The organism is Oceanobacter mangrovi (genome assembly GCF_019740315.1).
Classification (GTDB): Bacteria; Pseudomonadota; Gammaproteobacteria; order Pseudomonadales; family Oceanobacteraceae; genus Oceanobacter; species Oceanobacter mangrovi.
This window is the reverse complement of the sequence record NZ_JAHXZR010000004.1, coordinates 64,062-82,952: the sequence shown is the minus strand read 5'-3', so window position 1 is coordinate 82,952 and position 18,891 is coordinate 64,062. Positions and strand designations below refer to the sequence as shown.

16 protein-coding genes are annotated in these 18,891 nt (G+C 56.0%); 9 read left to right on the top strand and 7 right to left on the bottom strand.

Annotated elements, in window-relative coordinates:
- Window positions 1-2: 2 nt before the first annotated feature.
- On the bottom strand, window positions 3-1,844 hold the full coding sequence (locus tag K6123_RS09860; protein WP_221797196.1) for a TolC family outer membrane protein: 1,842 nt from the start codon (window positions 1,842-1,844) through the stop codon (window positions 3-5).
- A gap of 516 nt (window positions 1,845-2,360) precedes the next feature.
- Here K6123_RS09860 and K6123_RS09855 point away from each other — a divergent pair.
- Window positions 2,361-3,971, top strand: coding sequence for a hypothetical protein (locus K6123_RS09855; RefSeq protein WP_221797194.1), 1,611 nt, complete (start codon window positions 2,361-2,363; stop codon window positions 3,969-3,971).
- A gap of 16 nt (window positions 3,972-3,987) precedes the next feature.
- Here the strand turns inward: K6123_RS09855 and K6123_RS09850 are convergent, their stop codons facing one another.
- A complete protein-coding gene (locus tag K6123_RS09850) occupies window positions 3,988-4,851 on the bottom strand; it encodes an oxygenase MpaB family protein (protein ID WP_221797192.1) in 864 nt (287 codons plus the stop codon).
- 152 nt (window positions 4,852-5,003) lie between these two features.
- Window positions 5,004-5,774: an AraC family transcriptional regulator gene (locus K6123_RS09845; protein WP_221797190.1), complete on the bottom strand. Its 771-nt coding sequence runs from the start codon at window positions 5,772-5,774 to the stop codon at window positions 5,004-5,006.
- Between the two features lie 292 nt (window positions 5,775-6,066).
- On the opposite strand from K6123_RS09845, the gene K6123_RS09840 reads away from it, so the two are divergent.
- Window positions 6,067-7,773 (top strand): 2-isopropylmalate synthase, encoded by a 1,707-nt coding sequence (locus tag K6123_RS09840; protein ID WP_221797188.1) that lies wholly within the window; start codon window positions 6,067-6,069, stop codon window positions 7,771-7,773.
- A 222-nt stretch (window positions 7,774-7,995) separates the two neighbouring features.
- Here the strand turns inward: K6123_RS09840 and K6123_RS09835 are convergent, their stop codons facing one another.
- Window positions 7,996-8,508, bottom strand: a complete 513-nt coding sequence (locus K6123_RS09835; RefSeq protein WP_221797186.1) for a DUF8051 family protein — start codon at window positions 8,506-8,508, stop codon at window positions 7,996-7,998.
- A gap of 108 nt (window positions 8,509-8,616) precedes the next feature.
- Between K6123_RS09835 and K6123_RS09830 the strand changes: the two genes are divergently transcribed.
- The 7 genes from K6123_RS09830 to K6123_RS09800 all read left to right on the top strand — a co-directional run bounded on the left by K6123_RS09830 (window position 8,617) and on the right by K6123_RS09800 (window position 14,918).
- On the top strand, window positions 8,617-9,132 hold the full coding sequence (locus K6123_RS09830) for a TetR/AcrR family transcriptional regulator (RefSeq protein ID WP_221797184.1): 516 nt from the start codon (window positions 8,617-8,619) through the stop codon (window positions 9,130-9,132).
- Between the two features lie 219 nt (window positions 9,133-9,351).
- Entirely contained in the window at window positions 9,352-10,290 is a 939-nt protein-coding gene (locus K6123_RS09825; protein ID WP_221797182.1) for a LysR substrate-binding domain-containing protein, read from the top strand.
- Window positions 10,291-10,410: 120 nt separating this feature from the next.
- On the top strand, window positions 10,411-11,265 hold the full coding sequence (locus tag K6123_RS09820; RefSeq protein WP_221797180.1) for a VOC family protein: 855 nt from the start codon (window positions 10,411-10,413) through the stop codon (window positions 11,263-11,265).
- Between the two features lie 41 nt (window positions 11,266-11,306).
- The gene (locus K6123_RS09815) at window positions 11,307-12,008 is read left to right on the top strand and encodes a class II aldolase/adducin family protein (protein WP_221797179.1); all 702 of its coding nucleotides are present in this window, start codon (window positions 11,307-11,309) and stop codon (window positions 12,006-12,008) included.
- The gene (locus K6123_RS09810; protein ID WP_221797177.1) at window positions 12,005-12,637 is read left to right on the top strand and encodes a TRAP transporter small permease; all 633 of its coding nucleotides are present in this window, start codon (window positions 12,005-12,007) and stop codon (window positions 12,635-12,637) included. Before K6123_RS09815 ends, K6123_RS09810 begins: the two co-directional genes overlap by 4 nt.
- 5 nt (window positions 12,638-12,642) lie before the next feature.
- Window positions 12,643-13,908: a TRAP transporter large permease gene (locus K6123_RS09805; protein WP_221797175.1), complete on the top strand. Its 1,266-nt coding sequence runs from the start codon at window positions 12,643-12,645 to the stop codon at window positions 13,906-13,908.
- A 44-nt stretch (window positions 13,909-13,952) separates the two neighbouring features.
- The gene (locus tag K6123_RS09800; protein WP_221797172.1) at window positions 13,953-14,918 is read left to right on the top strand and encodes a TRAP transporter substrate-binding protein; all 966 of its coding nucleotides are present in this window, start codon (window positions 13,953-13,955) and stop codon (window positions 14,916-14,918) included.
- 42 nt (window positions 14,919-14,960) lie between these two features.
- Here the strand turns inward: K6123_RS09800 and K6123_RS09795 are convergent, their stop codons facing one another.
- The 3 genes from K6123_RS09795 to K6123_RS09785 all read right to left on the bottom strand — a co-directional run bounded on the left by K6123_RS09795 (window position 14,961) and on the right by K6123_RS09785 (window position 18,763).
- Window positions 14,961-16,130: a DKNYY domain-containing protein gene (locus K6123_RS09795; RefSeq protein WP_221797171.1), complete on the bottom strand. Its 1,170-nt coding sequence runs from the start codon at window positions 16,128-16,130 to the stop codon at window positions 14,961-14,963.
- A 340-nt stretch (window positions 16,131-16,470) separates the two neighbouring features.
- Entirely contained in the window at window positions 16,471-16,920 is a 450-nt protein-coding gene (locus K6123_RS09790; protein WP_221797169.1) for a GFA family protein, read from the bottom strand.
- Window positions 16,921-17,053: 133 nt separating this feature from the next.
- On the bottom strand, window positions 17,054-18,763 hold the full coding sequence (locus tag K6123_RS09785) for a choice-of-anchor X domain-containing protein (RefSeq protein ID WP_221797167.1): 1,710 nt from the start codon (window positions 18,761-18,763) through the stop codon (window positions 17,054-17,056).
- Window positions 18,764-18,891 lie beyond the last annotated feature (128 nt).

The following is an 18,891-nucleotide window of genomic DNA, read 5'->3' as shown; positions in this document are numbered from 1 at the left end:
GCTTATTCTTGCCAGCCGAAGATGTGGAATTCGACGCGGCGGTTCTGCGCCCGGCCCGCTTCCGTATCGTTGGAAGCAATCGGCCGTTCTTCACCCACCCCAATCGGCTTGATGCGACGGGCTTCAAAACCGGCATCGAGCAAATAGCGACGAATTTCTTCCGCCCGCCGTTGCGACAAGCTCAGGTTGTAGGCATCGGAACCCTGGCTATCGGTGTGCGCCTGCACTTCGATATAAGCCAGACCCACCTGCTGCCGCAGCTGTTTGATCACTTCCTGCAGGTGGCGCTGGGCCGCCGCCGTCAGCTGTGCTGAATCAAACACAAAGTTAAGCTGTTCAACCCAGACGGTTTGCTGCACTTCAGGCAGCTTGAAGTCGACACTCTGGATACAACCAAAATCGTTCACCGCAGCTGGCTGACGGGTGGTATCACAATGGTCAGTCTGTTCATTTTCGCCATCGGCGTCGGCATCGGTGTTGTACGGCAGCTGGTTAGCGGGCGTCAGCGGATGATTCATGACCTCGATCTGGCCGTTATTCACGGCAACGTCCATCTTCAGTGCCTCAAACAGCTCGCCGGTGCCTTCGTGCAGGCGTAATTCGGCCGTGGTGGCATCAATCCGGTTGCCCAGCTGGCTCACCAGTGCTGAGTTCAGTTCGCCTTCGGAGTCGAGAATATCGATCAGGCTGCGCTGACCCACATAGAACTCTTCCATATACAGATCGCGGGTTGTACGGGCGCGCTGCACATAGCTGTCCAGATGCTGTTGCTGATATTCCGTGGCGCGCGCGGCCATCCACGCCAGCCGCAGGCTTTCAATCGCCTGTCGACGCGCGGTGTTGGCGTAGTCGCGATATTCATACACGGCACTCAGACGCTTGCGACGTTCGGCACTGTCGCTGCCGCCACCATAAAGGTTGTAATTGAGTGACAGCACCGCGCTGTTCTGATGGGTGCGACCATCGTAACCATCCAGATCGCGGCCATGACGGCTTTTCAGCTGCAGGTCGACGCGTGGCAAATAGCCGCTTTTGGCGCGTTCGTAGTTGTATTCCGTCGCCTGCACATTGGTGTTGGCTGACAATACCGCCGGGTTCTGTTGCAGCGCCTTGTCGATCAGTACGTTGACGTCGTTTTCAGGGACCACCAAATCAGCCAGCAGCGGTTCGTCGAGCGGCTGCAGTTCATCGGCACTGACATAACGACCAAGCAGATAATGCAAGCGGGTAAGCGCATCCTGCAGGTTGGCCTGCTGGGCTACCAACCCTGACATCGCCAGCGCCAGGCGGGCTTCGGTCTGTTCTTCGTCGGAACGACGGCCAACGCCGTAACCACTGCGCTGACGGATTTTTTCCAGAATCTGCTGATGCGCATGAACATTACGCTCTGCCAGCTGCGACAGCTGTTTCTGCTTCAGCGCTGCCAGATAGGTGCTGGCCGCTTCCAGCGCCAGGTTGTCGGCAGTATCCATCACCCGCAGTTGTTCCGACTCAATACGAGCCTTGGCCTGCTTGACGGAATTGGACGTTTCAAAGCCATCGAACAGATTCTGGGTCAGAGTCAATGACGCTTCCTGGCTGTCATAGGACTGGGTTTCAAAGCCGGTTTGCGGCGATGACGTGCGGTAATAACCACCACTGACAGCAAAATCCAGCGACGGCCGCCAGCCAGCTTTGGCGAGCGACTCATCCTCAATCATCTGCCGCCAGGACTGGATACGAACCTGTAATTCCGGGTGCGTTTCAACCACTTCAGCAACATAGTCCTGAAGGGTGATCGCATTGGCCTGGGAATGGATAAACAGGGAAAGGGCACAGCAGGAAAGCAAAATACGGCGTGACATTCAGGGCTCTCGAAGTGGACAGCGTCATTACCGAAAATGTAGATCAGGTCGCATTTTTTGCTGTTCGATTTTGTAAAAACCCTTCAAAAAGTACCAGATAGACAGGTTAAATCTTGGCCAATCGGTCAATAGCCTCTCTATAGGCCAATCCCGCTACAACCCCCATGGAATCTCGGTTTACAGAGTGTAAGTTATTATTTTACCGCTGACTGAGAACGCTTCTTTTTTGTCATTTTCCTTGTCAAGCGGCAATAACTACCCAAAACAAAATTCACGCTTTAACGGCACCTGTTGAGTGTTTTGATTTTTACATCTATTCACAAAAAAACCGGGCCATTTCGACGTTATAAGAAATAAATCCGGATAGTATAGAAACGTCAATATCAAATGATATTGATTATTAAAACCTTCCCTGGCATTCAGGTGCACCGCGGCTAATTCTCCTCCTTGATGGTGATTTGTCTCAACGGCGCCCGGCTGTCTGCATAACAAACAGAAAAATCCCGGGAGATATCCGTGCAGTACTACAAAACCCTCAGCATGCTGGCCACCCTGAGCACACTGGCGACGTTAAGCGCCTGTGGCGGCGGAGGCGGATCTGGTGATGGCGGCAATAATAACGACGACGACATTGAGCCACCGAAAGCCGCCTTTATCGACGCCGCCGTGCAAGGCTTGCACTACCAGTCCGACAGCTATTCCGGCCTCACAGACGCCAACGGCCTGTTCACCTACAAGCCGGGTGAAACCACCACCTTCAGCTATGTCGGCATTACGCTCGGCAGTATTACGGTGCCCGAAAACAGCAGCACCTTTACCCCGCTGGATCTGTTCGATACCACCGACGTTACCGATCAGCGTGTCAAGGATGTGCTGGTACTGCTGCAGTCCACCGATGCCGACAACAACCCGGATAACGGCATTAGCCTGTCATTCGACGGCGACTTTGGCATTGGCAAACTGCCGGGCGAAGAAGGCTTTCAGGAGGCCGTCAGTGAGGTGCTGGGCATACCGCAGCTGGTTTCTGAAGAAGATGCCCTTGAGCATTTTGACCTGACCCTCACTGCACTGGCCAAGCAGGCTCTGAACCAGAACAATCTGGCTGGCACCTGGCTGGAGCGTGACAGCAATGGTGACGTCAGCTTCAAATACAACTTCGCCAGCGACGGCACCTTCACCGTGGTCGCCTACGAGGATTGTCCCGAAACCGGCTACTTTATCGCCGCAACGGTGAAGTCTGCCGAGCGCAACTGTGAAGCTTCCTCAGCCGCCAGTTATCAATGGCAGTTGCAGGACAATGTACTGACGTTCAATTTGAATGACGGCAGTTTTGCCGACCGCTGCGTGCTGTTCAGCAGCACAGCCAACATGTACGAAGCAACCTGTACCACCGATGCCTTCCTCCACAGTGACCGGGTAATCAGTGAGCTCAATGCTGACATCATGGCCAGCAACTATCGGGTGTTCAGCGCTACCGGCAGCAGCTATTACATCCTCACGCTTGAGCCCGGCCAGGTAGGCGGCGGCTACCAGTACTACGAAAGCAATGGCACGACTCAAACCGGTAGCTCAGACAGCGGCAGTTTCAGCAGCTGGTCAGTGACTGGCAATGAACTGGTCATCAGTGGAACGACCAAGGGCAACGAAAGCTTCAGCACCACCTATACCCTCACCGACAGCCTGCACGGCGCTCTGGTGATGAACACGCCGGACGGTACAGAAATCCTGATTCCGGACTTCAAGCCAGGTCTGGCCAGCGCCAGCCGTTACAGCTCATACGCAGTACTGGATGGAGATACTGGCAGATGCAAGGCCTGGTACAACATTCAAAACAGCTGGAGTGCCGAGCGCGGCAACTACGATGCCGTGTCTTCGTATCAGCAGTCTGCCGGACAGGAAATTTGCACTCGCCCTGAGCAAAGCGAAGAGGGCAATTCAGACCAGCCAAGCGATACGTTTGCCCTGGTCGCCAGCAACGGCGTATTCAACGTTGAGGGTGGTAGCGAAGACGGCAAGCGTTGCTGGCCGGTAAATCTGGTGCAATCCGATAACTTTGGCCCATACCGCACCATGGCTTGCTCCGACGGCAACGGTGGTATTGAAATGGAAATTTGGTACATCCGTTAACGGATCAACCCTCAGACTAAGCCATTCTTCGGCGCGCTCGCGCCGAAGCTCCATTACGGATGGCCCAGCGCAAGGTCGGTGCCAGTACGCCCATGCCCCGGTTGATCAGCCAACGCTGGGCACCAGACAACTCAATGCCAGCCATTTGCCGGGCCCAGTCTGGTAACAAATCCATCCCTGCCCGGGTCATCAGATACCCTACCGGTTGCGCCAGACGGCTTGGCGCTGGCGCATTCAACAGCAACTGCAACACCTCCGCAGTACGTTCGTCGAACACCAGTTCGGGACGCATCTGATCGATCCAGTAATCCACCGCCCGGCGGCTTTTCGGCACATCCGTTGCGCCCAGCCGTTCGGCGATTAACGCCACTTCGGCAAAATAACGATCCTGCTCGGCCAGACTCAGCGCCGGATTACGGTAACGCATGTAAGAAGCCAGAAAGCTGTGCACCTCGGCGACGTGCACCCAGGTTAGCAATTCGGGATCATTGGCAGAATAAGTACGGCCGTCTGGATGCTGCCCCACCACCCGATTGTGCATGCCTTTCACCCGTTCAATCAGAGCGTTGGCATCAGCACCGGCAGCAAAGGTCGTCCCGGCAATAAACTGACTGGTACGCCGCAAACGCCCCAACATATCGTCACGGAAGTTGGAGTGATCCCACACCCCGGCCAACGCCAGCGGATGCATCATCTGCAACATCAGCGCCCCAATACCACCACACAACATCGATGGAAAATCGCTGTGCACCTGCCAGCACATCGCCTGCGGCCCAAACAGCCCCGGATCGCCTTTCGGGTTTTCATAATCAATGGTGTTGAGCGACAGCCCGGTTAATCCCATCACCTGCTGCTCGATGCGTTGCCTGATCCGTTCCATCATTGCTTCCAGAGCCGTTTTTATGATCAAAATTGGAGGGACTCTAGCATAAGCAAAATGAAGTGTTATCGCGGTCATGCAGCAGTGTATCAGAGAGGTTTATGCTGAGATTCGGCTGGCCCAGCCACACGCAGAGCTCACGACCTGACAATTCAATCAGCCCGATAATAGGCCGAAGGCGGCACGCCAAACTGGCGTTTGAAAGCAGCAGCGTAAGCACTTTGGCTGTCGTAGCCATGCTGCAATGCTACTTCCAGCACGGGCATCCCCTGTGCCAGCGACTCCAGCGAAGTCAACAACCTGAGCAACTGCCGCCAGCGACCAAAGGTTATACCGGTACTGGCCTGAAAGCGCCGGTGAAAGGTTTTACTGCCCATTGCCAGCTGGCTGGCCCAATGATCGGCGGTGTCCTTGTTTTGTGGCTGTGAGGACAAGCTGTGGCAAACCCGGGCGATGCGCTCATCATCCGGCCAGGGCAAATAAAACGGCAGCACCGGCAAGGCACACAGTTCATCCAGTAACAAGCGCATCAGCCGACCATCACGACTGTCTTTGCGATAGGGAGCCTCCACCTCTGTGGCAGCCAGAATCAGCTCCCGCAGCAGTGGCGAAATGTCGATCACACAGTTACCTTCAGGCAATCCCTCAATGACCTGCGGGTCAACAAACAGGCTGCGGACCCGCGTCGCTCCCCGCATTCGCAGTGAATGCTCAACTCCGGCCTGCAGCCAGACACCACGACTCGGCGGAATCACCCAGCGCCCGCTGCTGGTTTCAACCACCACCACACCTTCAATCGCATAAACCAGCTGAGCGGCCTCGTGATGGTGAGGTTCAACCCGGAAGCCATCGGTATAATCGACCGCAACCGCAGCGACTTGCATATTGAGAGAGGTAAAATCCCGGCTGCTAAAATTGCTCACCTACATCTCCGCTACAAACAGCTTCACCAGAATGTCTATTTCGAGACAATAAATGTCCATTTGTAGAAATACCAGTCCCAGGAAATTCCCTAGTCTGTAACCACCTTCCATTTTGCAGACGCTTGCCATGAGTCTTCCCAATGTAAACCTGCTAGCCCTGGTACTCAGCAATTACCGGGGCTGTTGTCACAGATGACGATTCTGTACATGTAGATTTTCCCCAGTCCCGGTATCCGACAGTCTGTTAACAGGCAGGGAAAGTCGTGATTTTACTGATTACCGGGACACCACCATGCTCAAGCATCCGCAACAAAAATACCGCCCAGCCCCCACCGTAGACCTGCCCAACCGACGCTGGCCATCGCAAACCATCACACAGCCTCCGATATGGCTTTCAACCGATTTGCGTGACGGCAATCAGGCTCTTTTTGAACCAATGAACGCTGCCCGCAAGCTGGCGCTGTTTGACGAGCTGGTCCAGCTCGGTTTCAAGGAAATTGAAGTCGGCTTTCCAGCCGCCTCGGAAATTGACTTTGCTCTGGTACGCCAGCTGATTGATGAGAAGCGGGTGCCGGCCGATGTGACACCGATGGTGATGACGCAATTACGCGAAGACCTGATCGACAAAACCCTTGCCAGCGTCAAGGGCGCACGTCGGGTCATTGTTCACCTCTACAACGCCATCGCACCGGTATGGCGTCAGGTTGTTTTCAATCGTTCGGTCGATGAGATCGAGCAGATGGTGGCGCACCACATCAGTCTGTTACGTCAGAAGACCGCCCATTACCCGGAAACCGAATGGGTGTTGCAGTACTCACCAGAGACGTTTTGCATGGCCGAGCTGGAAGTCTCGCTGCGGATCTGCAACACCGCCATTCGCAGTTGGGATGCATCCGCCCAACGGCCGATGATCATTAACCTGCCCACCACGGTCGAGGTCAGTACCGCAAACGTGTTTGCTGACCAGATTGAATGGATGCACCAGCGCCTCGAACGCCGCCAGCACATCATCTTGTCAGTCCACCCCCATAATGATCGAGGCACCGGCATCGCCTGTGCTGAACAGGCGTTACTGGCAGGCGCCCAGCGGGTGGAAGGCTGCCTGTTTGGCAATGGTGAACGCAGCGGCAATCTGGATCTCGTAACTCTGGCTCTCAATCTTTACAGCCAGGGGATTCATCCTGGACTGGATTTTTCCGATATCAGCCGGGTCGCCAGAATCGTCGAACGCTGCACTGCGTTGCCGATTCACCCACGTCATCCTTACGTCGGCGACCTGGTATTTACCGCCTTTTCCGGCTCCCATCAGGATGCCATTGCCAAAGGCTTTGCTGCCCAGCATCCCGATGGTTACTGGCAGGTGCCCTACTTGCCGATAGACCCCAGGGATCTTGGCCGAACCTACGACAGTATCGTCAGGGTCAACAGCCAGTCTGGTAAAGGCGGCATCGCCTATTTGCTGGAACAGGATTACCAGATTCGTATGCCACGCAGGATGCAGGTGGAGTTCAGTGCCATCGTGCAGCAACAAGCTGACGCCAGTGAAACCGAGCTGAGCAGTCACGACTTGCGGGCCTTGTTCGAGCAAACCTATTTTCAGCCGATGCAGCACGGAGGGGTTCTGGAATATCTCGACCATCGCCTGCACCCCCATGCAGACCGAGTAGAAATCGAGTTAAGCCTTCGGCTGCCAGACGGCAACCAGCCATTACTCAGAGGCTGCGGCAATGGTCCGGTCGATGCGACGCTGGCAGCGCTGTCGTTACCGTTGCGCATCGACAGCTACGAAGAACGCAGTATCGAGCAGGGTTCTGGAGCTCTTGCGCTGGCCGTCATTGAAGGCAGCAGCCCCACCATTGCGGGCAGCTGCTTTGGTGCCGCCCAGCATGCCAATATCACCACGGCTTCGATCATGGCAGTCATCAGTATGGCAGCTCGTGTGATCGACAAGTCTGGCGCTGAATTCGCGTCCCTGGTGAGCATGACAAGCAGTCTGTAAAAAGATCAGGCAAGAACCTCGTTCCCCAAGGCCCTGTCTATAGCCCTGTCTATGGACTCTGGGGAACCGGGCATGTCTGCGCCCGCCAGGCTGAAATATCATTCAGATTCATTGTTGGCAGACGGGTCTTGGCCATAAGAGTCTTACATCAAGGACCGGGGCGTGCTGTTTGGTCCAGATTGCGTTTGGTCGACAGTTGCCCATGGCCAATTTGGGTAAACATCATTTGCTTCCCATGGCAGAGATGGTTGCAAAAGCAACTATCGCCACGACGACACAGAACACGGCAATGGCAGAGAGATATAAATTGCGAGAATGGTGAACGAGATACCCTTGCTGCGGACCACCGTCGGCCTTGATCAACAGCGGCAAGATCAACAGCGGGACAGCCAGTACAAGGCCTATTACTTCCATCACCAATAAGGCAGCAGGCATCGCAATCGGTGATTGCGGAAACAGCTGCACCAGATCTGCGGCGTAAACCATAAAATAGCCAGCTCCACATAATGAAGCACAGATCAGCGCCCACCGCTGCCGCCGCCAGGTGAACCAGGCGGTGCCATAGCTCAACAAGCCAAGCAGAGTCAGAAAGGTGTTAAAGCTTCCCAGAATCACCGGGCTGTAAGCCGAAAAGTCCCGGGTTTCCACCGGTCCTCCAGGAATCATGGCACTCAGTAATGTGGCAGATATCACCATCAACACCGTAGTGACCCTGGCAATTCGCGAGGCGTGCATGTTTTGACTCCATTTTTATAAACCACTTGGACTATAAAAATAGATAAGTTGTCTGGGAGGGTCAATGCTTTATATTCCAACCGATCTGAAAATATGGAACAAAACCCGATGCCGAAAATTGTTGATCATGACAAATATCGTGCGGAGCTGGCTCAGCGAGCGGTGCCGGTGTTTCGCCGCGAAGGCTTCAACGGGATGAGCATGCGGCGTATGGCGGAAGCGCTGGGCGTCTCGAAAGGCGTGCTTTATCACTACTTTCCAAGCAAACAGGCCTTGTTCGAAGCCTGCTCCGGGTTCGCTACGGAGGTTCCCCGGTTTTCTCTGGAGACTGACGCCAGCACGGCAGAGAAACTGCAAGCGCTCACGGTTATAGCCGCAGCGATGGAAGACAGCTTTGCGGGTGAGCTGACCTTATTGCTCGACTACACCCGTAACCGCAACGCCGACGAACTGGCTCAGGACCCGGAAATGAACTCAGCGCTGGCACGTTACACCGAAGCCATTGCTGGCGTTGTTGGCGAGGAAAACGCCCTGAAAACGCTCACTCACCTGCTGGGTATTCTGCTGATCCGCTTGCTGGGTGGCCGTCAATTGCCACTGTCACACATCGCAGAAGTACTTTGATTCGACGACAGAGGCCGCCGCGCCAGCGATAACCTTCTGTCCCGGTACGGTACCGATCGTTATTTCCCCAGCGGAGCTTCTTTACGGGATTTCAAAAGCCCGATCCTGCAATCACCAGCCGGTGGCATTCACCCTGTGCTTTTCGCATGCTGTCTTGATCTTGCCCCGGCCTTTGGCCGCGTCAGTCCCAATAACAATAACCAAGGACGCAGGAGACGCATGCAGAATTCCAATTGGGTTCGTCGGATCAAGCTCCAGCAACTACGTGTTGTGCTGGCCGTCGCCAACAGCACCAGTCTGGTGAGTGCATCCGAACAACTGGGCCTCAGTCAGCCAGCAGTCAGCAAACTGTTACGCGACCTCGAAGATCAACTCGGCGCCGAGCTGCTGGTGCGTACCAGCCGCGGCAGTCACCCAACACCGGTCGGTGAAATCCTGATTGAGCGAGCCCGCATGGTGTTTTCGCAACTGGATCAGGTTGCCCGCGAAATCCACGATGCCCGCGAGGGGCTCAGTGGCCATGTGGTGGTTGGCGTGTTGCCCGCCGGTGGTGCCCATCTGTTACCCAGAGCCATGGCCGCGCTGTACCAGCAGCATCCGGGCATTCGGGTGACGGTCATTGAGGGCACCTACGAATCCCTCGCCCCACGCTTGCGACAGGACACTCTCGATCTGATCGTCGGCCGCATTCCCGCCTACCACTACCGCGAAGCCCTGGAAGTTGAGCCGCTGTTTCAGGAACAGGTCACCTTTGCAGTCCGGCCCGACCATCCGATTCTGACGCAAGCACCAGTGGCACTGGCCAATCTGACGGCCTGGCCGTGGATCATGCCTCCGCCTGACACGACCCTCCGGCACATGCTGGAAAGTGCCTTTCTGGAAGCCGGGCTGGAATTGCCCCAGGCCCCCTGGGAATCACTGTCGATCATTACCAACCGGCAACTGATTCAGCACACCGATGTGATCGGGGCTTTCCCGGCACAGGTGGTTGAAGGCGACATCGCTACCGGCATGCTGGCGGCGGTGCCGATGGCCAGTCCGCTGACGTTTGGTCCGGTGGGCATCACTCGCGCCCGTGAACGCCCGTTGAGTCGAGCAGCAACACGACTGGCAGCAGCGCTCAGAGCAAGCGCTGCCACCGATGGTGCCCGGCCATAACCACGGGTTATGGCCGGGCACATGGAATTCATTACAAGGCATGGCAGCGCTGTAATAGATTGATATCACTGGCTGGGCCAGCCCCGGCAACATTCAGAATAACAATAACCGGATGTGAACATGACTGACTTGCACAACGTACGCTATGCCCGTCTGGGAACCCGCGACCTGACGGTCGCAACCGACTTCGCCACTCGCATCATCGGCCTGCAGCTGGTGCGGCGGGAAGGCAACAGCGTCTATTTCCGTTCGGATGATCGCGACCATACACTCTGCTACTTCGAAGGTGATCCCAGTGATCACACGCTGGGCCTGGAACTTGAGTCGGCCGACCAGCTGGATCGTGCCGCCAGTGAACTGGAACGGGCGGGGTTTGCGGTCAAGGCCGGTTCGGCAGCAGAGTGCGAACAGCGCTATGTACAGCAATTTGTCGCTTTTCAGGACTACACCGGCAATCGCATCGAACTGGTCTGGCGACCACACGCCAGCGGGCGCCGCTATTTCCCTTCCCGCGATGCTGGCATCACAGGTTTCAGTCACGTCGGTCTGTGTTCAACCGATCCGGCACGGGATGAAACCCTCTGGACCGAACTGTTCAACGCCCGCGTCAGCGACTGGATCGGCCCGTCACCACTGCTGCGACTGGACGCCATTCACCACCGGGTTGCCCTGTTCCCGACCAATCGCAGCGGTATCCAGCACATCAATCATCAGGTCGAATCCATCGATGACATCATGCGTTCCTGGTACTTCTTGCAGGAACAGGGAGTCAAAGTGGTGTTTGGCCCCGGCCGCCACCCAACCTCGGGCGCTCGCTTCCTCTACTTCGAAGGCCCGGAAGGGATGGTCTACGAATACTCCTGTGGCGTCTCCGAAGTCGATGAAGAACACCATCGTCCACGACAATTTCCACTCGAACCCTCCGGTTTCTGCATGTGGGGCAGTCGCCCGGACATAGCTGAATTCAAGCGCTGAGAATTCGGCGCCCGGCCTCCCCCCAACCACGAGAACCCGTTATGAACACAACCTCATTAGTCGCTGAGGGGAGCCCCCTTGCGCCTTCGAAAACCCAACGACTGGTGCGCCAGGCAGCTCGCGCGTTGGGGCGTCACCGGCTGGCCCATGCCTACGGCCATTGCAGTGCCCGACTGGATGAACAGCACTTTCTGGTGTGTGCCGCCAAACCTCTGGGCACCATCGAACCCGCTGACAACGGCACCATAGTGTCGCTGACGGGAGACTTGCCCGAAGGCGTGCTGGGCGAAGTCCGTATCCACCGGGAAATTTACCGGCGACGGCCGGACATTGGCGGCATCGTCCGCAGCATGCCAGCAGCAGCGATGAGCCTTTCAGCGCTGGGCCGCACTCCCCGTGCCCTGCATGGTATGGGAGCCTACTTTGCCCCGGCAGCGCCACTCTGGAATGACCCCCAGCTGATCCGTAACGACGCCGCCGCCGAACAGCTGGCGGAGCTGATGGCCAATGCGCCTGCCATTGTTATGCGCGGCAATGGTGTGGTGACGGCCGCCACTTCCATCGAGGAAGCGGTAGCGCTGACCTGGTATCTGGAAGACGCCGCCCGGATTGAGCTGGATTGCCTCAGTCAGTCAGATCAGGTGCGGGAAATGACGCTGGAAGAAGCCCGTCAGCGTGCCACTCGCAGCGGTCGTATTTTTGAACGTATGTGGGATTACCTCACTTATGGTGACCCGGAATGAGCGGCTGTCTTCCCGTCAACAATCTGCGGGCAGCGTCACCGCAGACCTCGGCTGCCGGTGTCTGGCTGCAGCAAGCCGAGCGTTGCAGTGGCTGGCTGGCACGCTGGGAACTGCGGGCAGCCGGGCTGGCGATGGCACTGGTACTCGGGCTGCTGTTGCTGAACATCGTCACGCGAGCCATTGGCCAGGCACTGTTCTGGGTCGACGAAGCGGCCATCACCGCCATGGTGTGGATGGCGTTCCTGGCCAGCGCTGCCAGCCTGCATCATCGCTCCAACATCGCCATGACCCTGCTGGTCGACCACTTGCCGATACGGTTGGCCCGGCTGGCGCAGTTACTCAGCGATATCGTCATGCTGCTGTTTGTGATGACGCTGAGCTGGATGATCTGGCGCTGGTTTGATCCGCTCACCCTGATCCGGCTGGATGGTGATGGCTCTGCGCTGGCACAGCAAACCTTCAACTTTATCTACGAAGAACCCACCCAGACGCTTGGCATTCACAAATTCTGGTGCTGGCTGATTTTGCCGCTATTCAGCGTTGGCGCCCTGATTCATCTGACCGTGCGACTGTTTGCCAGTACCTGCGAGCTGATGATGCCAGCCACCCACAATCATGATCGGAGCTAACAGCTATGGTGATTTCCGGTTTTATTGGTTTGATGCTGATCGGTTTGCCGATTGCGTTTCTGCTGGCGGTTTCCGCTCTGCTCTACATCGTTGCCAACGACAATCTGGTGCTGCTGGATTCTTTCCCTCAGCAGTTTTTTGCCGGTCTGGAGAACTACGGTTTATTGGCGTTACCGCTGTTTATTCTGGTCGGTGAATGCATGAGTGAAGGCGGTATTGCCCGCCGCCTGATGCACATGGCAATGGCTCTGATCGGCTCCGCTCGAGGCGGGCTGGCGTACGTGAACCTGCTATCCAACATGATGATGGCTTCTATTCTGGGCAGTACCGTTGCCCAGATCACCATCATGACCCGGGTCGCCGTGCCGGAAATGGAACGCGCCGGTTACGACAAGGATGATGCCGTTGCGCTAACCGCGGCCGGTGGCCTGTTGGCGCCGATTATTCCGCCATCCATGCTGTTTGTGATTTTTGGCGTCATCGCCCAGATTTCGATTGGCGAGCTGTTTATTGCCGGTATCGTGCCCGGCCTGTTACTGGGACTGGCATTTTTTGCCCTGCTGGGCTGGTTTGCCCGCCGTAAACATTATCCGGCCAATCAAGCTCTCGACTGGCGCCAGCGCTGGCAGGCAATGCGCGATGGCTTTGCTGCCGGGCTGGTGCCGCTGGCCATTGTCGGCGGGATTCTTTCTGGCCTGACCACTCCAACCGAAGCCGCAGCGCTGGCTGCTGTGGTTGCCGTGCTGGTCGGGCGTTACGTTTACCAGGAGTTTTCGTTTGACGCCCTCTGGCCAGCGTTGACCCGCACCGCCCGTAACTCAGCCATTGTGTTGCTGCTGATTGCCGCCGCCCAATTGTTCAGCTGGGTCATCACCTTCGAAAACCTGCCGGCGTTAACGGCGGCCTGGTTACAGTCGGTGTCGGATTCACCGGTGGTATTCCTGTTACTGGTCACGGCCCTGCTGCTGGCCATCGGCATGATTCTGGACCCGATTCCGGCGCTGATTCTGGTGGTTCCTGTCTTGCTGCCAGTAGCCACCGACGTCTATCACATCAACCCGTTCCATTTTGGCGTGCTGGTCTGTCTGACCCTGGTGATGGGGTTGTTAACGCCGCCGGTTGGTTCCGCCCTGTTTACAGCTGCAACCCTCTCTGGCGTCAAATCCGAACGTATCGCCTGGCTGCTGGCCCCCTATCTGGGCGTCATGTTGTTGCTCATCCTGATCATGATCCTGTTCCCCGGTCTGGTTACCGTCTTGCTTGCCCGGTAATCCCACCCCAATAACGCGGCCTGCTGACCGCTCTGGAGTTCACAATGAAAATAATAAAAGCCATGTTGTGTTATCTGATGCCGTTGATGTTTTTGCCACAGGCCCAGGCCAGGGATCTACGGCTTGGACTGATTACACCGCCGACTCACCAATGGACAAAGGCCGCAGAAGCTTTTGCTGCCGATCTCGGTAACCAGTCCAATGGCCGTTTGAAAGTAATGATTTTCCCGTCAGGACAGCTTGGTAACGAAGCCCAGATGCTTCAGCAACTGCAAACCGGCGCCCTCGACATGGCCTTCCTCACTGCCGGTGAAATGGCCAACCGACGGCCGGACTTCGCGGCCCTGTTTGCCCCCTATCTGATCAAGACGCCACAGCAGGCCCAACAGCTGTTACAGGGTAAAACCGCCAGTCAGATGCTGGACGAACTCAACAGCCTGGGGCTGGTCGGGCTGGGCTACAGCATGGCTGGGCTGCGCCAGATCGTGATGAAAAATGAGGTCAAAACCGTCGCTGATCTGCAAGGCACCAAGGTTCGTACCATCCCGATTGAACCTGAAAGAGACTTCTGGATTAAGGTCGGTGCGGCACCAACACCCATTCCACTGCCGGCCCTGTACGATGCCTTTGCCAATGGCCAGGTAGACGGGATGCAGATTGATTTTGAGGGAACCTGGAACACCCGCTACCTGGACTATGCCGGTACCATCATTCACTCATCCCACATGATGCTGCCAATGGTTGGCGTGGCTTCCGGCCGTAGCTGGAAAAGCCTCGACAACAAGGATCGGGAATTAATTTCCAGCCTGGCCAAACAGCATCTGAATGACGTGTTTTCCATCTACGAAAAGCTGGATCAGGATTACCTGAAAAAGATTCAGGACAGTGGTGCGCGCATTCTGGAAGTTGACCGCAGTTTCTTTGGCAGTGCCGTTGACCAGTGGTACAAGGAATGGCGTATCAAGGCACCATCCTTGCCCAAACTGGAAGCCGAAGCGGCGACCTTGTAAGTGATTCGGAGTAGCCGAGTGGCCAACGCTCGGGTACTCCGGCTAGCCTTTCGGCAACGGCTCACCAAAGTGATATTGCTGGTGCTTGTCCCGAGCGTCGAAGCGCAGATCCGAAATGATGTCCATCACCTCAAAGCTGTCGGTATCAGCATTGTCCATTCGTATCACCCCGCGATAGCTGACATACAGAATGCTGTTGCGCACCCGGTAATAACCGCGCTCCAGATCCACCAGCTGATCCGGGTTAACCCCGTCGATCAACTCAAAGCGTTCATCGTTATAAAAATACAAATGGTCCTGATCGCGGGCGAGCGGGTAATTGAGCTCCTCAAAGGTGGTGCTATCGACACCATCAAGCTTGCTCAGCTGGTCATCGCGCAGTGCATAAATACCATGCTGATCCTTTACAAAGTGATTGCTGATCGCCTCGAAACTGCCGGGGTCCAGCTCTGCAAAGACAATGTTATTACCGTAATAAACCCGCTGGTTATCTTTACCAAAGGACCAGTTGACCGGCTGGAAGGATTCAAAATCCACACCCTCAAGCGGGGTATTGTCATGGTAGACGGTATGGGAACCGCCGGTTTCAGAATGCGCCCACTGGGAATATTCAGGAAACACGGCGAAGGTTGCGGGATTTGCGTCTTTGACAATCCGACGGTCGACGATCACCTGATGATCATTCATCCAGTAACGCTGGCCATTCAGCTCGACCAGATGAATATTAACCGGATCAACGCCTTCTACTGGTTTGCCATGCCAATAGAAGTGATGCTGGTCGAGAGCGTATTCAGCCCTCCATGAGGGCAGTTCCGGAATCATGTCCAGAACCCGGAAAGTAGCGCCGTCACTGCCTGCTATGGGGTTGGCACTGTAGTAGGCAACGCCGTCAACCAGCCCATAACCGTCGTTTGGAATTCCCCGCTTCAGGTTCATCAGCATGCCCGGGATACCCAGAAAGACAATCACGGCAATAGACCCGATAGCAGCAATCCCGGCCACCGCAAAACTGTCGAATCCCCAGAAGCGAATACGCAATAGCCCCAGCACAACAAACAGAATGACGGGATAACTCAGAAACAGGCTCACCATCAGTATGCCGCGCAGATTGTCACTCGCTCCGGGGCCTCCAAACATCATTGGCGACATCATTGCCATTGAGCCCCAGGGAAGAATGAGCAGGGTAATAAACAGATTCAGCAGTACACTCATACACGCGGCTCCAGCCAAATCAGTGATGTCGGATTTGGCACAGGCGGAGATTGCCTGCCGTTAGTGCGGGTATTTGTGCGAGTGATACATCCCATTTCGTCTTCTCCATAAAACCAGGGTCATCGAACGCGAACAGCGCGAAGACTTCCCACAGCCATCCTGGTTGTTCTATTTGTTAATAATGATTCAATGGGCAGACTTTACCGTGTCCCCGGTTTTCGGACTGGTAAGTCTTCGTATTTTTGAGGGATTATTTGCCCGCGTTATGAATTGCCGAACTCACAACACAGGCGAAGCAGCATCCGACTCCCTGCTAACAGGGAGTTGCCGGAACGACAGCTCAGCGCTGGCTGCTGGCATACAGATATTCAATGAAGTCGTCGATATTCTCTGGCATGTGCGGCAGCATGGTTGGCGCATCGGTAACAACATCCCAGTCGGCTCTGGACTCCAGCTGTACATGGGCCACGATTTCAGAGTGCGCACCGTCCAATAGCCCCACCGGTATCCACAGGTACTTTTCTGCCATAAAAGGGTTGGGTACCGGGCAACCGCAGACGTTGCAGAAATGGCTCTGAAAACCACTTGGTTTGCGCCACTGGCTGATTGAATCAAGCCCAGCCAGCCAGTCAAAATCTTCACGCCGCACGATGGTGGCAGCGTTGGAACCAGCTCCGGATTGCCGGCGACACAAACTGCAATGGCATTGATACATGCCCGGTAAACGGCCCCGAATTTCAAAACGAACCGCCCCGCAATTGCACTGCCCTGTTGAACGTTCTTCAATCATCTCGACATCAGCTCCCTGAAACTATTGCTCAGCAGCTTGATACCTCAGTTGACCCTTTGGATTCAAGAACAACGGCGGCTGTCACCTGACAGCCGCCTTTCATTGGCTGGCTGATCGCATTCAGCCTCGTACGCTAATCCGCCAGCACTCTGTTGGCTGGTGGGCACGAGCCCGCCTTTTCAGGTGTCTGATTTTCAAGTACTGATGCCCGGTGATACAAAGCACGCAGCTGGGTATCACTGACGGCTGGACTACGCTTGTCTTGCGCTTCAAGGTAACGCAGCTGCTGCAACAGGCTTTGCTGATGCTGTTTACACAGCGTATTGGCAATGCGGCGAATATCCCCGGCCATGTCCAGACCACAGCCATTGAAGTCGCTACAGGCATAAGCTCCGGTTGCTCCGACGGTTGGGATCAGGCGGGCAATATCCTGGCTGGATGAGAAGTTGGGATAAATCAGCAGGTTGGTCAGCGTGAATGGGCCATCGCCTCCGGCAGCGCCAATATCCACCCCAGCAAACTCCAGACTCACCAGATTGCTGCCGCTGGCCAGTATGATCCGGCTGAAACCAAAGTTGCCGACCAGGCTGCCGTCAGCGTTACGCAGATCACCTGAAAGTCCGTAGGAACCACTATAGAGCGCATCAACAGCCAGGCTCACTTGCAGTGTGTCATACCGACCATCGGCATCATTATCGATGCCCTGATCACTGGCGACAGATACCAGCACAGCTTCCCGCTCGAAATTGCCCGGATCAACCACCAGCTCACCAAAGTCATACCACAAGCCAGCCATGGCACTGCCCTGCCAGGCGTAGACCTTGGAGATCATCCAGGGGGTGTCACCCAAAGTGGCCAACTTCTCAGCAGGCACATCCACCACAATGGGATCAGCTGCCGCGGCGATCACATTGGTCGCAGTAATAAACTTGCCGGTGGGATCACTGATTTCAACCGTGAAGGCGTATTCAGTATCTTCTCGAACCGAATCCGCCGCTTCTTCGAAGGTCAGCTGCCAGGCATCCACCAGACCGTTGTTGTTGGCATCGATACTGGCGGCCGTCACGGCTCCTGTCAGAGCGACCGCACTGCTGCTCTCAGCCTGCACCGTCACCGGATGGATCACGCGGCCTTTTTTACCCTTCCAGCTGAATTCGCTGATGACCTGATAATTTCCCTCCAGGCTCAGCGAAGTAATCGTGGTATAGGCACCGTCATTGGCGACCGGATCTGGCGACACACCGTCATCCCGTGGATTCAATTGCGCCACCATCACGCCATCCGCATCTTCAATACGAATGAACAGGCTGCCAGCGGTCGCAGGCTGATGGTCATAATAAGCGACCCCAACCACGGCAAAGGCTTCTCCAGCCCGTAATGGCTGTCCTTCCACACCCGTGATCAAGGCGTACTGAATTGCCGGATCTTCTACCACCGAGAAGGTGACAACGGAATCACTCGCGGGTGTTACCGCAAAACCATAGTCTCCCAGACTCGCTGCGGTGTTGCTGATGGTGGTCAGCTGGATGAGGTTTAAAATATTCCCATCAGTCCAGCTGAAACCAAAATCGGCGGCATTGCTGGCAGTCATGGTTTCACCACTCGGCAGCGTGATAGCGCCACGGTCATAACCGGTGATAAAAGCCGTAAATCCCGGCTCGGTGATCGTCACAGAACCGGTCAGCTCAGTTCCGTCAGTGGACTGATAGTACTGCGGCATTGGCAGCAACGCCGTGCTATCCGCCCAGGCACTGACGGCAGTGCCAGCGAACACGGTTGCCAGCAATACCAGCAACCTGAAGACTAACGCCTGTGCGGCTATGGAGTTGAAACGCTGACGCATAAAAGTCTCCCTTCCCTGAGAGGGTTCCGCCGCCAGTAATTCGACATACCAGCGTGGCCAGAACCAACGACCCGGATTATCGCCGACTTCCGCTCTGCGCTCTGCTACCTGTCAGCCGTTTTGCGAAT

Bases quoted from the DNA above. Each gene is read 5' to 3' on its own strand.
- K6123_RS09835 (WP_221797186.1), bottom strand. From the start codon at position 8,508: ATGCACGCCTCGCGAATTGCCAGGGTCACTACGGTGTTGATGGTGATA.
- K6123_RS09815 (WP_221797179.1), top strand. From the start codon at position 11,307: ATGAACACAACCTCATTAGTCGCTGAGGGGAGCCCCCTTGCGCCTTCG.
- K6123_RS09795 (WP_221797171.1), bottom strand. From the start codon at position 16,130: ATGAGTGTACTGCTGAATCTGTTTATTACCCTGCTCATTCTTCCCTGG.
- K6123_RS09830 (WP_221797184.1), top strand. From the start codon at position 8,617: ATGCCGAAAATTGTTGATCATGACAAATATCGTGCGGAGCTGGCTCAG.
- K6123_RS09860 (WP_221797196.1), bottom strand. From the start codon at position 1,844: ATGTCACGCCGTATTTTGCTTTCCTGCTGTGCCCTTTCCCTGTTTATC.
- K6123_RS09840 (WP_221797188.1), top strand. From the start codon at position 6,067: ATGCTCAAGCATCCGCAACAAAAATACCGCCCAGCCCCCACCGTAGAC.
- K6123_RS09785 (WP_221797167.1), bottom strand. From the start codon at position 18,763: ATGCGTCAGCGTTTCAACTCCATAGCCGCACAGGCGTTAGTCTTCAGG.
- K6123_RS09820 (WP_221797180.1), top strand. From the start codon at position 10,411: ATGACTGACTTGCACAACGTACGCTATGCCCGTCTGGGAACCCGCGAC.
- K6123_RS09825 (WP_221797182.1), top strand. From the start codon at position 9,352: ATGCAGAATTCCAATTGGGTTCGTCGGATCAAGCTCCAGCAACTACGT.
- K6123_RS09790 (WP_221797169.1), bottom strand. From the start codon at position 16,920: ATGATTGAAGAACGTTCAACAGGGCAGTGCAATTGCGGGGCGGTTCGT.
- K6123_RS09805 (WP_221797175.1), top strand. From the start codon at position 12,643: ATGGTGATTTCCGGTTTTATTGGTTTGATGCTGATCGGTTTGCCGATT.
- K6123_RS09850 (WP_221797192.1), bottom strand. From the start codon at position 4,851: ATGGAACGGATCAGGCAACGCATCGAGCAGCAGGTGATGGGATTAACC.
- K6123_RS09810 (WP_221797177.1), top strand. From the start codon at position 12,005: ATGAGCGGCTGTCTTCCCGTCAACAATCTGCGGGCAGCGTCACCGCAG.
- K6123_RS09800 (WP_221797172.1), top strand. From the start codon at position 13,953: ATGAAAATAATAAAAGCCATGTTGTGTTATCTGATGCCGTTGATGTTT.